We start from the raw sequence: 14,473 nt of genomic DNA on the forward strand, positions 1-14,473 counted from the left end.
TCACATAGTGGAAGACCCGGAAAAAATTGTCATATATCATATAGGGAAGTAGAATTGACCCGAAACGACCCTATCAAAAGCAATGTAAAAAGGTGGAGCTTATTCAAGAGACAGTGAGGTTAACAGATAAAGAAACTCACGAAAACCTATTCAAAAGGTGGTATGAGCCTTTATGTAAATACGCTTATAGTATCCTCAAAGATCAGTTCGAGGCAGAAGATGCCGTTCAGAAAGTATTTTTTAAACTATGGGACGACCGCCTCAATACGAGTATAACCGTGTCGATAAAGTCTTATCTGTATATGGCAGTGCATAATATCTGTCTGAACCGAATTAAACAGATAAAGCTGCAACAGAAGCACAATCAACAAAGAGCCTTAGACGAACCGGTTGGGCATAACGAAGTATATGAAGGCATAGTAGAAAAAGAACTGAATTATAAAATCACGATGGCAATAGCTCAATTACCGCCCCGATGCAGAGAGGTATTTGAACTTAGCCGATTCGAAATGATGAGCTATAAGGAGATTGCTCAAGAACTGGCGATCTCTCCAAACACAGTAGAAAACCAAATAGCTAAAGCATTGAAAATATTGAGAGAAAACCTGAAGGAATTTATTTCCATCGTAGTGTTATATTACTTAATAAAACTGATTGAGCTATGGTAACGAATGACACTGACAGATTATTAGCACGATATTTTGCAGGAGAGTTGTCTCCTCAAGATAAAATACGCTTGGAGAAATGGCTTGCCGAGTCGCAGGAGCATGAAGACTATTTCTTCGAGCTCACTTCGCTCTACCAGAATATGGGAACTGCCGAATATCCTCCCTTCGATATACAAAAAGCGATTGAAATACTAGAAGAACATATTAGTAAGCCTTCTCTAAAAACATTACCTGACCAAAGTGACAAAAGAAAGCCTCTAGTTTGGATAATAAGTGCAGTTGCTGCAATAGCAATACTATTTATTATCTTCAATAGAAAGCAAGACAATCCTATCACGACCATTACCGAGAAAGGGTTGTATTCTTTTACCGACAGTACTAAGATTAATTTGATAGAAGGTGAAATCTCTTTTTGTAAAAACGGTACAAGAGATACAATTTATCTAAAAGGAAAGGCTTCTTTTGAAATGCAATCGGAAAAAGCGGAAAGCAAAATTGTAAAAGCAGGGAATGTATATGTAAAAGATATCGGTACAAAGTTTACAGTTGAAGCAAATACTCCCGACTCCATTTATGTGAGTGTTACCGAAGGTGAAGTCTTGTTTTATTCGGACAACAACACCGGCATAAATCTTAAGATGAGTCAAAGTGGATATTACTTGTCTAAAAACAATAAATTCTATACGGAAATAATGAGAGGTAATTTCCAGTTTAAAGGAACACCTCTAGGAGAAGTTATCACCCAACTAAATACATTCTATGGGCAACAGATAGAGCTAAAAGATAAAAGCATCCAAGATCTTCCAATTACAGTAACATTCACAAAAGAAGATTTGTCTACGATATTGGATGTAGTAGCTATTACATTAAATTTGGAAGTAGACCATATAGGCGATGGCTATACAATTGAATAGGGAAAGATCTTAATTAAAGACGAATGAAGAAAATAATATTTATATCATTATTTATCCTTATCACTGCTAGCTTGCACTCTCAGAAAATGGTAAACATAAAATTGCAGAATGAGAGAATAGGTGTAGCGATGAAACTTATAACTCAACAAACGGGAGTCGAGTTTTCGTACAATCCGAAGGTTGTTGATACGCATAAGAAGATTTCTATCAACATTGTCAACAAAGAGGTAACCGAAGCGGTTTACCTACTCCTTCACGACAAATATTTTTTTTATATTATAAAAGGTAAATATGTAATAATAACATCAGCCAAAGCAACCCCTAAGGGAATCGCTAATTATGAACCAATTACAGAAGACGATAAAAATATTATAGATAGGAGTAGTGGAAACAACGGACATAGTGGTCTTAGTAGTATAGGAAACGACAAAATTGCTGATGAGCGGATAGAGAAAAGATTTCCTTTAACTATAAACAATCAAACAAATAGAATCACTATGTCAAAAAAAACGCGAGAATTTTCACACTATATTCGAGAAGAAGGATAGTGACTATAATTAATGTATATTTAGAGTCAGTTCATCGAGAAAAATTATGCATTTATCGATTTCAGCTTGTTGGTTAATATGGTCTGGTCTAACTTTGCATTATAAAAAAAGAACACCCTCATTTATTAAATTGTGGATGAATAGATACAATAAACATAAATTTTAATGGTTCAATTTTCTAAAATCATTAAGATCTCAATAAATAAAAAACTTATACATTAATATAAACAAATTGAACTTTGTTTAAAAATTTAAACCTACTTATGTTAGTACATGCAAATATTTTACCCAAAAAGAATTGGGTTTCATTTCTATGGCTTTTACATTTATTCATAACTCCGGTTTTGTCAAGTGCACAAACCTATAAAATTAGCGGGACGGTGGTAGACTCTCGCACAAAAGAAACCCTGATAGGAGTTCCAATTATAATAGAAAACCGAAATGGTAGCGGTGTATCGTCAGATGAGAATGGGAAATACGCCCTTACTCTTCCGAAAGGAGAATACACACTGAAAGTTGATTATATCGGCTTCGAAAAAAAGACCTTGAAGATTTCTCTTAACCAAAATATAAAAAAAGATATAGAACTTGTACAAACTACCATTGGTTTGAGCGAAGTTGTTGTATCTGCCGAGCGTCCCGATGCAAATGTATCTGCGCCACAAACAGGGATAGAGAAAATGGAGATACAAACAATAAATAAAATCCCGGTATTACTCGGTGAAAGAGATATCATAAAATCGATACAGTTAATGCCCGGAGTACAAGGTGCAGGAGAAGGTAGTTCAGGATTTTATGTCCGCGGAGGTAGTGCCGATCAGAACCTTATCTTACTGGATAATGTATCGCTATACAATGCATCGCATCTGATGGGTTTCTTTTCTACGTTCAACTCGGAAGTATTACGTGACGTAACGCTGTATAAAGGAGCTATGCCGGCGCAGTATGGAGAACGCTTAGCGTCTATCTTAGATGTTCAACAGCGTAATGGCGACAATCAGAAATATCATGTAGCCGGTGGCATCGGGCTAATTTCTTCTAATGTGAACGCCGAAGGGCCTATACAAAAAGGCAAATCATCTTTCCTGATAGGGGCAAGACGCACCTATGCCGATGCATTGGCACGCATGTCGGGAGTAAAAGATGCAAAAAATGCTTATCTGTATTTTTATGACCTGAATATGAAGCTGAACTTCGCTTTGTCTGATAAAGATCAGATATCGATTTCGGGATATTTGGGACGAGACAAAATGGTATTAAAAGATGCAGCCGAGGTGAATTGGGGAAATAGCTTTCTGATAGCTAACTGGAGTCATACGTTCAACAACAAGTGGACTTCTCGTACATCACTATCTTATAATCAGTACGATTACTACTTTGGGATGGAAGTCGGTATGAACTTGAATGGAACAGCTAAAATCAAAGACTATGGCTTAAAACATGAGTTTATCTTTCAGCAAAGTAGAAACAGCCAATGGCGCTTAGGGGTCAGCTCTACATACCACGATTTGGCTCCCGGAAACTATAATCTGGACTCGGAGCAAAAAAACTCGGTAGATCTATATCATCGCTATTCGTCAGAAAATGCAGCCTACATATCCAATCAGATCAAGATAACAGACAATCTGGAGGTAGTATATGGACTTCGTGCTTCGGCATTCATGGCGTTGGGCAAAGGACAATATTATACGCTAGATCAGGAGAATAATGTATTAGATAGCACATGGTACAAATCGGGAAAAGTAGTAAAAACATATATAAATCTCGAACCCCGGTTTTCAGCGGCTTACAAACTAAATGAAGTATCTTCTATAAAAGCCGCTTATGCACGCACAACACAGAATATGCACTTGCTGTCATACTCGGCACAAGGTACTCCCTTCGATCGTTGGGCATCGAGTTCCAATAATGTAAAGCCACAGATAGCAGATCAGGTATCGCTTGGATACTTTAGAAACTTCAACGACAATATGTTCGAATTCAGCATCGAAGGTTATTACAAAGATATGAGAAACCAGCTCGACTTTAAAGACAATGCCGACATACAAGGATATGATGTCATAGAGACCGAGCTTTTATCCGGAAAAGGAAAAGCATACGGAGTAGAACTTTCGCTGAAAAAGCGTCAGGGAAGGCTTACTGGATGGATAGCATACACTCTTTCGAAATCGGAGAAAAAGATTGATGGCATAAATGAAGACAGATGGTATAGTGCATTCCAAGATCGCACGCATGATTTATCAATTGTGGGCATGTACGAACTCAATCCGAAATGGTCGTTATCTGCGGCTTGGGTATTCTATACAGGGAATGCGATTACTTATCCAAGCGGAAAATACCAAATCAATGGTAAAGATGTGATGTACTATGCAGAGAGAAATGGTTACAGAATGCCAAATTACCATCGCCTCGATTTAGGCGCAACCTGTCTGCTAAAAAAGACCTCTAAATTTCAATCGGAATTGGTATTCGGTCTATACAACGCTTATGGACGTGAAAATGCTTATATGATTCAATTCCGTACCAACTCGAAAGATCCGAGCAAGACAACAGCTTATCAATATTCACTATTTACATTTGTTCCATCCGTTTCTTGGAACTTCAAGTTTTAAACTAAAAAAGCAAGGAAATTATGAAAAGTATAAAAAACAAATATATAATAGTGCTTTCGGCTTTAGCTTTAATGCTTGCAGTAACCTCTTGTGAAAAAGAGATAGATGTAGATCTTAATTCGGTTACACCACGCATACAAATAGAAGGTATTGTAAAGCAGGATCAATTGGCTAAAGTAAGAGTAAGCCATACGCTCGACTTTAATGACAATAGTGGCTATCCTTTCTTAAAAGGAGCTATTGTGAAAATTTCAGATGATGCAGGAAACACGGAGACATTGGAACAAGACAATACAGGCTGGTATGTTGCACAAAACACCAAAGGAGTAATTGGTCACACCTATAATTTATCAGTGACGTATGAAGGGAAAGAATATACATCTACCTCCAAAATACCACCATTCGTGAAGCTCGATTCATTGTCGATGTATAAAATTCCGGTAATGAAATATGCTATTCCGATGATTCACTTCTCCGATCCTAAAGGAGAGACCAATCAGTATTACCGCTGCCTTGTATATATCAATGGAAAACAATTGCCGGATGTAAATGAAATGGTGCTGAGTGCTGAGTTTATGGACGGCAGCCCGATACATCAGTTTTTACCAGTATTCATCAACGATGATGACGTAGACCCGATCAAGCAGGGAGATGAGATTGAAGTAGAATTTCAATGTATCGATAAAGGAGCTTACACTTTCTTTTATACATTAAGCAGAATTGAAGATTCGAAGACAAACCCAACCTCCAATATCAAAGGGGGGGCATTAGGGTATTTCTCCGCTTCTACTGTAGATAAAATGACTATTACTGCCGAGTGGAAAGAATAGAAGAATAAGGATGAGTCAAAAGTAATTTAGACTTCAGATTGTCACTCTCCGTTTGACATGACAAAGAGAAAATCTAAATTACTTTTGACTCTCTCTTATTTATGTATGAAATGAAGTACTTCAGCATCTAAAGCCAAGACACAACACCAATAAAGCCAACGTAAAGATATAGTTTAGAAAGTTAAGAAGTCACCTTATACCCATTTGTCCTATATTTTGACTATTTTTGTACTTAATATCACTATATTTTGCAATGAAACAATATCACGACTTACTGAAACGTGTGCTAGCTGAAGGCACATTCAAAGAAGATAGAACAGGTACAGGTACAATAAGTGTTTTCGGACATCAGAGCCGCTATAACTTGGCAGAAGGATTCCCTGTGCTGACCACAAAAAAATTACACTTAAAATCAATCATATACGAGCTCCTTTGGTTTTTGGCTGGTGATACCAATGCCAAATATCTGCAAGATCACGGGGTACGCATCTGGAACGAATGGGCTGACGAAAACGGAGACCTCGGACATATCTATGGATACCAGTGGCGTTCGTGGCCCGACTACAATGGCGGTTATGTAGACCAGATAACCAATGCTGTAGAAACAATAAAGAACAACCCCGACTCGCGTCGTATTATTGTGAGCGCATGGAATGTTGCCGACCTGCCGAATATGAACCTCCCACCCTGCCATGCTTTTTTTCAGTTCTACGTGGCTGACGGCAAACTAAGCTTACAGCTATATCAACGCAGTGCCGACATTTTCCTTGGCGTCCCTTTCAATATTGCATCCTATGCCCTACTCCTAAAGATGATGGCTCAGGTAACAGGATTGCAAGAAGGCGAATTTGTTCACACATTGGGTGATGCTCATATTTATACGAATCATTTAGACCAGGTAAAACTACAGCTCACCAGAGATTTTCGTCCCCTGCCTCAGATGATAATCAATCCTGAGGTAAAAAGCATTTTTGATTTCAAATATGAGGATTTCCAGCTTGAAGGGTACGACCCGCATCCACATATAAAAGGAGAAGTTGCTGTATAAGTGATTCCCATGATATGAACATAAGGAAAGGACTAATCTCCGACATAGATAATTTAGAAAATCTGTATAACAATTTAAATGATTATCTGGAAGCTAATATAAACTATCCGGGATGGATAAAACATGTATATCCCATTAGAGAAACGGCCATAAAAGGAATTGAAGAAAAGAGCCTTTTCGTAGTAGAAGACAACGATATAATCCTCGGAAGTATTATTCTCAACCATACGCCGGAAGATGCATATAATCAGGTCAAATGGAAAGTTGATACGGATTACAAAAACATTATAGTCATTCATACACTTGTAACAAACCCTGACTTTATGAATCAGGGAGTCGCATCCGAGTTGATAAATTTCGCAAAACAACATTCATCAGCTTTGAATATGAAAAGCATACGTCTGGATGTTTCCATAAATAATACAGCAGCAATATCCTTATACGAAAAACATGGATATGAGTACATAGGAACAGTCGATTTAGGGCTCGGGTACGAGCATTTGAAATGGTTCCGTCTTTATGAATTAACCTTATAATATGGTAACTCCCTGCAAATACAGTTTATATACTATTAATTCATCAAAAATACTCTATTATATTTTGTTAATTCCGTGAAAAATAGTAATTTTGCGAGCCGATTATTACGAAATAAAACGTAAAAAATTGATTAACAAACGATTATCGTTTATCATATCTTAGCTCGATGAACGGATGATAGTTGTGTGAATCAAAAAAGTCATTAACCAAATTAATTTTTAATTAAGTGGATACTTTAAGTTATAAGACCATTTCTGCGAACAAAGCAACTGTACAAAAAGAATGGGTTGTGATTGACGCAACAGGCCAAACCTTAGGGCGTATGGCCTCTAAAGTGGCAAAACTTCTGAGAGGGAAGTACAAACCAAGTTTTACTCCACATGTGGACTGTGGCGACAATGTAATCATCATCAATGCTGATAAAGTTGTACTTACAGGAAATAAATGGAACGATCGCGTTTATCTGAGATATACAGGTTATCCTGGAGGTCAAAGAGAAGCAACTCCTGCAGTTTTGCTGGAAAAAGGAGCTGACCGCTTAGTGCATAAAGTAGTAAAAGGAATGTTACCTAAGAATCGTCTTGGTGCTGCCCTTCTTAAGAACCTTTATGTATATGCAGGAACTGAGCACAAACATGATGCTCAACAACCAAAAACAATAGATATTAACGCTCTTAAATAATTATTAATGGAAGTAGTAAATGCAATAGGAAGACGTAAAGCTGCTATAGCTCGCGTATTCGTAAGCGAAGGAACCGGAAAAATAGTGATCAACAAACGTGAACTAGACAATTACTTCCCTTCAACTATTCTTCAATATGTTGTAAAACAACCTCTAAGCAAACTTGCTGTAGATGGTAAGTACGACATAAAGATCAACCTTAACGGTGGCGGATACAAAGGACAGGCAGAAGCTGCACGCCTAGGTATCGCTCGTGCATTGGTTAAGATCAATCCAGAAGATAAGGCTGCTCTTAGAGCTGAAGGATTTATGACTCGTGACCCACGCGTTGTAGAACGTAAGAAACCGGGACAACCGAAAGCAAGAAAAAGATTTCAATTCTCAAAACGTTAATTTGGATATTATCTTACCCAATTACACTTTGTCGGCATACGCCGCTTAAAAGTTATAAGTTGGTTAATATATAATGATGAGTCGGCCTCATCTCTAAAATTACGTTTAGTATCTAAATTGCCGGGACTTCTGAATATGAGCTACCCGACAATTCGCTAACAGAAAAAGAAAGTAAACGAAACAAAAAAACTAAAAATGGCAAAATTAGAATTCGACCAATTATTAGAAGCTGGTGTACACTTCGGTCACTTAAAGAGAAAGTGGAATCCGGCTATGGCTCCTTACATTTTTATGGAGCGCAACGGTATCCACATTATCGACCTTTATAAGACAATAGCTAAGACTGAAGAGGCTGCTGCTGCATTGAAGCAAATAGCTAAATCAGGTAAAAAAATATTGTTCGTTGCTACAAAAAAACAAGCAAAACAAGTTGTTACAGACTTGGCTCAATCAGTGAATATGCCATACGTGGTAGAACGCTGGCCAGGAGGTATGTTGACAAACTTCCCTACTATCCGTAAGGCTATTAAGAAAATGTCAACTATCGACAAGATGATCAAAGACGGTACTTTCGATACTTTGTCAAAAAGAGAAAGACTTCAAGTAACTCGTCAACGTGCTAAACTTGAAAAAACATTGGGTTCTATCCAAGACTTAACTCGTCTTCCATCTGCTTTGTTTGTGGTAGACGTAATGAAAGAACACATTGCTGTAAGAGAAGCTAATCGTCTTGGTATACCTGTATTTGCTATGGTAGATACAAATTCTAGCCCTGAAGATATCGACTTCGTAATCCCTGCTAATGACGATGCTGCAAAATCTATCGAACTTATCTTAGGAAGCCTTTGCGAAGGAATCAAAGAAGGTCTTGAAGAAAGAAAGATCGAAAAAGCAGATAGCGCTGCTGCTGAAGCTCAAGATGAAGAAGGAGCTCCAAGAAGAGAACGCAAAGCAAAAGCAGGTGCTAAAAAAGCTGTAACTAAAGAAGACCAAGAAGCAATCAATGCGGCTGTAGCCAGCAAGTTTGCTAAAGAGGACGAAGAGTAATAGTATAAAGACTAAATAAATAGCCTCTAAGAAAGCCTTCTTAGAGATTATTTATTTGGTCTTTTTTCTTTAAATCAATAGAGAATAATTATAAACCAAAATAAAAGGAGAAAGAATATGGCAATTTCTATGGCTGATATCCAACATCTACGCAAAATGACAGGTGCTGGTATGATGGATTGTAAAAATGCTTTGAACGAGGCTGAAGGAGATTTCGACAAAGCTGTTGAGATAATTCGCAAAAAAGGACAAGCTTTTGCTGCAAAACGTGAAGATCGTGAAGCTGCTGAAGGTTGTGTACTTGCTGCTACTCAAGGTGATTTCGCTGCAATCGTAGCAGTAAACTGTGAAACAGACTTCGTAGCAATGAATGCTGATTTTGTAGGAATGACTAAATCTATCCTAGATGCTGCACTAGAGAGCAAACCGGCTGATATAGACACACTGAAAGCTGTTGAAGTTAGCGGTCGTGCTATCACCGATCTTGTAACAGACAGAATGGGTGTTACAGGTGAAAAAATGGAGTTCAGCGTTTACAAACAAATTACAGCTCCTACAGTTGTTGCTTATGTTCACCCGGGTAACAAACTAGCTTCTATCGTAGGTTTCAACAAACCAAACGTTGACGAGCAAGTAGCAAAAGACATAGCGATGCAAATTGCAGCTATGAACCCTGTAGCCCTTGTTCCTGAAGAAGTATCTGAGGAAATCAAACAAAGAGAACTAAGCATTGCAAGAGAAAAAGCAATCGAGGCTGGCAAACCAGAAAACTTGATTGACAAAATTGCAGAAGGTGCACTAAATAAATTCTACAAAGAATTTACACTTCTTCAACAAGAATTCGTTAAGAATCCAAAACTAACAATAGCTCAATATCTTGCTGCGCACGATAAAGAACTTACTGTTGTTGCTTTCCAACGTTATACGTTGAACGCTGAATAATCAGAGATTCTAAAGAATCATATATAGAAGAGAGTAGTTTTCAGAACTGCTCTCTTTGTTTTTATACGCATACGATATTAAATTGATATAGCTTTTTTTAGTAGCTTTGCGTTCAAAATAAAGTATTAAGATAAACTGTTCCTTGACAGGAGTCTATGAAGGAAAAATCATTAAAAGATAAAACCGTATCCGGACTGAGTTGGAGTGTATTGGATAAGCTACTCCAAAACGCGTTTGTATTTGTTGCCGGAATATTACTTGCGCGCCTAATAGATAAAGAAGGCTACGGGCTAATGGGCGTGCTTGCCATATTTGTAGGGTTAGCTAATATCTTACACGAAAGTGGCTTTTCGAGCGCTATTATTCGCAAGAAGAATATTACTCAGGCTGACTACACCACTGTCTTCTTTCTGAATATATCTATAGGTATATTCTTGTATCTGCTCCTATTCTTTCTGGCTCCACTCATTAGTAACTATTACGACAAACCTATTTTGACAGACTTGTCAAGATTTTTATTCTTATCCTTTCTGTTTAACTCTTTTGCTGTAGTACAGAATGCCAAACTCATCAAAGAAATAAATTACAAACTGATCACCAAGATTAATGCATTTTCAGTATTTACATCATACTCTGTAACACTATTGCTTGCCTATTTGGGCTTTGGTGTATGGGCATTAGCTACACAAGTGGTACTGTGGACATTCCTTAAAGTTTGTTGCTTGTGGATATTCAGCAGATGGAAACCATCGGGATCATTTAGTAAAGAGTCATTCAAAGACCTATTCGCATTTAGCTCGAAGTTGGTTTTGGGAAGTATTATAAATTCTGTAATGGTAAACATTCCCCAAAACATATTAGGGAAGTTTTACTCATTAAGTATCGGAGGGCTATACAATCTAGCTTACCGAAATTATAATTCGGCCAACGATGTCTTAAACGGATCGATATACAGCGTCTCCTATCCTATCCTATCGTCGATACACGATGATGACCACCGATTAAAATATATATTCAGAAAATTTATCAGAATCAAAGCATTTGTCATATTCCCGATGTTTATGGGCATAATATTGGTAGCACAATCATTTATGTACATACTGGGAGAACAATGGCTCTCAGCAGCACCCATCCTGCAACTGCTATGTATTGGCGGTATATTTGCAGGCCTTGAAACTACAAATGGAGATATATTAAGGATAAAAGGTAAATCGGGTTTGATCCTTATTCTGACAATTATGCATGCTGTATTGATTTTCAGTTCTATATGCATCCCTTTTATTTTCGGACTCAGTTACCTATATTACATTGCAGGTATTTCGGCAACCTATATTATCAGATACATTGTATCATCCATTATGTCTAACAAGCTGATAAATTACAGCTTGTTTGAACTAATAAAAGACCTATTGCCTTATTTTGGAATATCATTTATTTGTATACTATGCGGCTTCATGCTGCGATTTGTAATAGCACAGCCTATCATACTGATGATATGCCAAATAGTATTTGTAGCGGCTTTGTATATAGGAACTTTATATTTTTCAAAAGCCAGAATATTAAGAGAAGCCATCGAATATGTTACCAATAAAAGGATAAAGAAATGAAAGTCAGCATCTGTATCCCGGCTTATAAACATATTGATTTTCTGAGACGTTGCCTCAACTCTATTTTAGAGCAGCGTTTTACAGATTACGATGTCGTTATCACAGATGATTCTCCCGATGACTCATTAAAAAAACTAGTTGAAGAATATTCGGACGAGCGAATAAAATATTTCAAAAACGAAAAACCTTTAGGCTCTCCGCTGAATTGGAATGAAGGAATAAAAAAAGCGCAAGGAGAATATATCAAAATTCTTCACCATGATGATTGGTTTTCTTCACCTGACAGCTTAGAGAAGTATGTCCGTCTGTTAGATGAAAATCCAAGTGCCGACATTGCTTTTTCGGGAAGTTGTGACTTAGATAGCAATAATAAGCCAAAGCCACATGTAGCAAGTAATGAGTTTATTTCAGAGCTTCAGAATGACGCTACAATAATATACACCGGCAATAGGCTGGGTGCTCCGAGTGTATGTATATTCAGGAATAAAGGCTATCTTTTCGACTCGAATCTGATATGGCTGGTAGATATGGATTTCTACATGAAGGTGATTATGGCTAGAGATAATACATTTGCATTTACACCCGAAATATTGGTTAATATCGGAATCAGTGAATTTCAAATCACACAGCAATGCCTTGCAGAAACGAAGGTGAAAATATCAGAGAAAATATATCTTTACAAAAAATACAGCTTAGAAAACAAACCGGCCAAATATAGAAAAAGCCTTCTGAAATACATGGGACGAGAAAAAATTCGAAGGACATCCGACCTTAGAGATATTCTACCGGATTCAGATTTTACCTTCTCAAGATCAGATACTTTCCGAGCATATATATACTATATAAGAAAGAAGATTAGAAGTCTTCTTCCTCGATAAGCAACAAAAACCTTAGTATAAGTGTTTTAACAATGCGATATCTGCTCCTACAATAAATTTACATTATTACGAACTTATAAAGAAATAGAAATATGATTATAATAATGTCTCCTGCAAAGCTGCAGGATTTTGAAAAACCGGCTCCAATAAAGGAGTCTACTACCCCACTCTATGCAAAAGAAGCTAAAGGATTATACAAATCTATGGAAGGTATTACTCCCGGAGAAATAGCTTCTCTAATGAGCATCAACCCTCAGCTGGCACACAATGTATACCAATACATTCACGCATATCCTCTAAGTAAAACACCACAAAAACAGGCAGCGTTTGCTTATAATGGAATAGCATACAAGGGACTGGACGCACAATCATTTTCTACACAAGATATTGATTTTGCTCAAAAGCATTTATTACATATTTCAGGACTGTATGGCGTGCTCCGTCCTTTAGACCTGATTAAACCATATCGTCTCGAAATGCAAATTCCGATAGTGAACGATAAAGGGAAGGATTTGTATGCGTTCTGGTCCGACACTATCAGTAAGTACATAGCCAAACAAATGAAAGCAGACGATAATGTTCTTATCAATCTAGCTTCGAAAGAATACGCCAAAGCTGTAGACAAAAAGCTCTTGCCCAAAGGACATAGGATCATAACTCCGATCTTCAAACAGCAGACAGATAAAGGATATAAACAAATAGTAGTTTACGCAAAAAAAGCACGGGGTATGATGACCCGCTTTATTATACAAAATCAACTGAAAGATATAGAACATCTGAAGGGTTTCGATACCGAAGGATATACTTTTGCACCACAGCTTTCGGATGATAAGGAGTGGGTATTTATTCGATAAGATCGACTTGCTATTCCGCTATAATTTAACTAACTTTGCGTAGTTGGAAAATAATAATTAAAACAGTAAATAAAGATGAAAAAAGTAGTATTAATTCGCCACGGAGAAAGCGTTTGGAACAAGGAAAACCGCTTTACGGGATGGACAAACGTTGACTTGTCGGAGCAAGGAGTACAAGAAGCTATAAAAGCCGGAAAACTATTGAAAGAAGAAGGTTTCAAATTTACATTAGCTTATACTTCTTATCTGAAAAGAGCTGTTAAAACGTTGAACAATATCCTTGACCAAATGGACTTGGATTGGATTCCTGTTGAAAAAACATGGCGTTTGAACGAAAAACATTACGGTATGCTTCAAGGCTTGAACAAAGCTGAGACTGCTGAAAAATATGGTGACGAGCAAGTACTTGTTTGGAGACGTAGCTACGATGTCCCACCTGCTGCACTAGAGCCAACAGATCCTCGTTCAGCTTCTCAAGACCCTCGTTACGCAGACGTACCGAAGGCATATATCCCTGAAACAGAAGCATTGAAAGAAACAGTAGACCGTATTCTTCCATACTGGCAAGAAGTTATCTACCCATCATTGATGTGTCACGATGAAATTATCGTTGCTGCACATGGAAACAGCTTACGTGGTATCATCAAATATCTAAAAGGTATTTCGGACGAAGATATCGTAAGCTTGAACCTGCCTACAGCTGTACCTTACGTTTTTGAATTCGACAATGACTTGAACCTTGTGAAAGACTATTTCCTTGGCGATCCGGAAGAAATTAAAAAACTGATGGATGCTGTTGCTAATCAGGGAAAAAAGAAATAAGATAAACAATTCGGCCCTCATATAGGCGAAGAAGTTTTAGAGTAACTAGTCTGACTAGCTTAAAAAACGAAAGAGGCTGAACCTACATTTT

Annotated in this window: 15 protein-coding genes; all 15 read left to right on the forward strand. The window is 37.4% G+C overall.

Annotation, left to right across the window (positions count from 1 at the left end; genetic code table 11):
* Positions 1–92 precede the first annotated feature (92 nt).
* The 15 genes from HMPREF9456_RS07795 to gpmA all read left to right on the forward strand — a co-directional run bounded on the left by HMPREF9456_RS07795 (position 93) and on the right by gpmA (position 14,382).
* A complete protein-coding gene (locus HMPREF9456_RS07795) occupies positions 93–668 on the forward strand; it encodes an RNA polymerase sigma-70 factor (RefSeq protein WP_006842952.1) in 576 nt (191 codons plus the stop codon).
* Entirely contained in the window at positions 662–1,582 is a 921-nt protein-coding gene (locus tag HMPREF9456_RS07800) for a FecR domain-containing protein (protein WP_006842953.1), read from the forward strand. Before HMPREF9456_RS07795 ends, HMPREF9456_RS07800 begins: the two co-directional genes overlap by 7 nt.
* A 23-nt stretch (positions 1,583–1,605) precedes the next feature.
* Positions 1,606–2,130, forward strand: a complete 525-nt coding sequence (locus HMPREF9456_RS07805) for an STN domain-containing protein (RefSeq protein WP_006842954.1) — start codon at positions 1,606–1,608, stop codon at positions 2,128–2,130.
* A 263-nt stretch (positions 2,131–2,393) separates the two neighbouring features.
* Positions 2,394–4,742, forward strand: coding sequence for a TonB-dependent receptor (locus HMPREF9456_RS07810; RefSeq protein ID WP_018074862.1), 2,349 nt, complete (start codon positions 2,394–2,396; stop codon positions 4,740–4,742).
* Between the two features lie 20 nt (positions 4,743–4,762).
* Entirely contained in the window at positions 4,763–5,572 is an 810-nt protein-coding gene (locus tag HMPREF9456_RS07815; protein WP_006842956.1) for a DUF4249 domain-containing protein, read from the forward strand.
* A 253-nt stretch (positions 5,573–5,825) separates the two neighbouring features.
* On the forward strand, positions 5,826–6,620 hold the full coding sequence (locus tag HMPREF9456_RS07820) for a thymidylate synthase (protein WP_006842957.1): 795 nt from the start codon (positions 5,826–5,828) through the stop codon (positions 6,618–6,620).
* Between the two features lie 14 nt (positions 6,621–6,634).
* Positions 6,635–7,156 carry a GNAT family N-acetyltransferase gene (locus HMPREF9456_RS07825; RefSeq protein ID WP_006842958.1) on the forward strand — a complete coding sequence of 174 codons (522 nt, stop codon included), beginning with the start codon at positions 6,635–6,637 and terminating at the stop codon, positions 7,154–7,156.
* A gap of 227 nt (positions 7,157–7,383) precedes the next feature.
* Entirely contained in the window at positions 7,384–7,839 is a 456-nt protein-coding gene (gene rplM, locus HMPREF9456_RS07830; protein WP_006842959.1) for a 50S ribosomal protein L13, read from the forward strand.
* A 6-nt stretch (positions 7,840–7,845) separates the two neighbouring features.
* Positions 7,846–8,232 carry a 30S ribosomal protein S9 gene (rpsI, locus tag HMPREF9456_RS07835; RefSeq protein WP_006842960.1) on the forward strand — a complete coding sequence of 129 codons (387 nt, stop codon included), beginning with the start codon at positions 7,846–7,848 and terminating at the stop codon, positions 8,230–8,232.
* A gap of 195 nt (positions 8,233–8,427) precedes the next feature.
* Complete coding sequence (gene rpsB, locus HMPREF9456_RS07840; protein ID WP_006842961.1) at positions 8,428–9,279, forward strand: 30S ribosomal protein S2; 852 nt, start codon at positions 8,428–8,430, stop codon at positions 9,277–9,279.
* A 117-nt stretch (positions 9,280–9,396) separates the two neighbouring features.
* The gene (gene tsf, locus HMPREF9456_RS07845; protein WP_006842962.1) at positions 9,397–10,221 is read left to right on the forward strand and encodes a translation elongation factor Ts; all 825 of its coding nucleotides are present in this window, start codon (positions 9,397–9,399) and stop codon (positions 10,219–10,221) included.
* Between the two features lie 155 nt (positions 10,222–10,376).
* Positions 10,377–11,828: a lipopolysaccharide biosynthesis protein gene (locus tag HMPREF9456_RS07850; RefSeq protein ID WP_006842963.1), complete on the forward strand. Its 1,452-nt coding sequence runs from the start codon at positions 10,377–10,379 to the stop codon at positions 11,826–11,828.
* Positions 11,825–12,706: a glycosyltransferase family 2 protein gene (locus HMPREF9456_RS07855; protein ID WP_006842964.1), complete on the forward strand. Its 882-nt coding sequence runs from the start codon at positions 11,825–11,827 to the stop codon at positions 12,704–12,706. The genes HMPREF9456_RS07850 and HMPREF9456_RS07855 overlap by 4 nt, the downstream gene beginning before the upstream one ends.
* 92 nt (positions 12,707–12,798) lie before the next feature.
* Entirely contained in the window at positions 12,799–13,560 is a 762-nt protein-coding gene (gene yaaA, locus HMPREF9456_RS07860) for a peroxide stress protein YaaA (RefSeq protein ID WP_006842965.1), read from the forward strand.
* 75 nt (positions 13,561–13,635) lie between these two features.
* Entirely contained in the window at positions 13,636–14,382 is a 747-nt protein-coding gene (gene gpmA, locus HMPREF9456_RS07865; RefSeq protein WP_006842966.1) for a 2,3-diphosphoglycerate-dependent phosphoglycerate mutase, read from the forward strand.
* Positions 14,383–14,473: the final 91 nt, after the last annotated feature.

Source organism: Dysgonomonas mossii DSM 22836, from assembly GCF_000213575.1.
Classification (GTDB): domain Bacteria; phylum Bacteroidota; class Bacteroidia; order Bacteroidales; family Dysgonomonadaceae; genus Dysgonomonas; species Dysgonomonas mossii.

Excerpts from the sequence above, each read along its gene's own strand:
- HMPREF9456_RS07825 (WP_006842958.1), top strand. The coding sequence starts at position 6,635 with ATGAACATAAGGAAAGGACTAATCTCCGACATAGATAATTTAGAAAAT.
- HMPREF9456_RS07855 (WP_006842964.1), top strand. The coding sequence starts at position 11,825 with ATGAAAGTCAGCATCTGTATCCCGGCTTATAAACATATTGATTTTCTG.
- HMPREF9456_RS07850 (WP_006842963.1), top strand. The coding sequence starts at position 10,377 with ATGAAGGAAAAATCATTAAAAGATAAAACCGTATCCGGACTGAGTTGG.
- yaaA (WP_006842965.1), top strand. The coding sequence starts at position 12,799 with ATGATTATAATAATGTCTCCTGCAAAGCTGCAGGATTTTGAAAAACCG.
- rpsB (WP_006842961.1), top strand. The coding sequence starts at position 8,428 with ATGGCAAAATTAGAATTCGACCAATTATTAGAAGCTGGTGTACACTTC.
- HMPREF9456_RS07815 (WP_006842956.1), top strand. The coding sequence starts at position 4,763 with ATGAAAAGTATAAAAAACAAATATATAATAGTGCTTTCGGCTTTAGCT.
- gpmA (WP_006842966.1), top strand. The coding sequence starts at position 13,636 with ATGAAAAAAGTAGTATTAATTCGCCACGGAGAAAGCGTTTGGAACAAG.
- HMPREF9456_RS07810 (WP_018074862.1), top strand. The coding sequence starts at position 2,394 with ATGTTAGTACATGCAAATATTTTACCCAAAAAGAATTGGGTTTCATTT.
- rpsI (WP_006842960.1), top strand. The coding sequence starts at position 7,846 with ATGGAAGTAGTAAATGCAATAGGAAGACGTAAAGCTGCTATAGCTCGC.
- tsf (WP_006842962.1), top strand. The coding sequence starts at position 9,397 with ATGGCAATTTCTATGGCTGATATCCAACATCTACGCAAAATGACAGGT.
- HMPREF9456_RS07820 (WP_006842957.1), top strand. The coding sequence starts at position 5,826 with ATGAAACAATATCACGACTTACTGAAACGTGTGCTAGCTGAAGGCACA.
- HMPREF9456_RS07805 (WP_006842954.1), top strand. The coding sequence starts at position 1,606 with ATGAAGAAAATAATATTTATATCATTATTTATCCTTATCACTGCTAGC.
- HMPREF9456_RS07800 (WP_006842953.1), top strand. The coding sequence starts at position 662 with ATGGTAACGAATGACACTGACAGATTATTAGCACGATATTTTGCAGGA.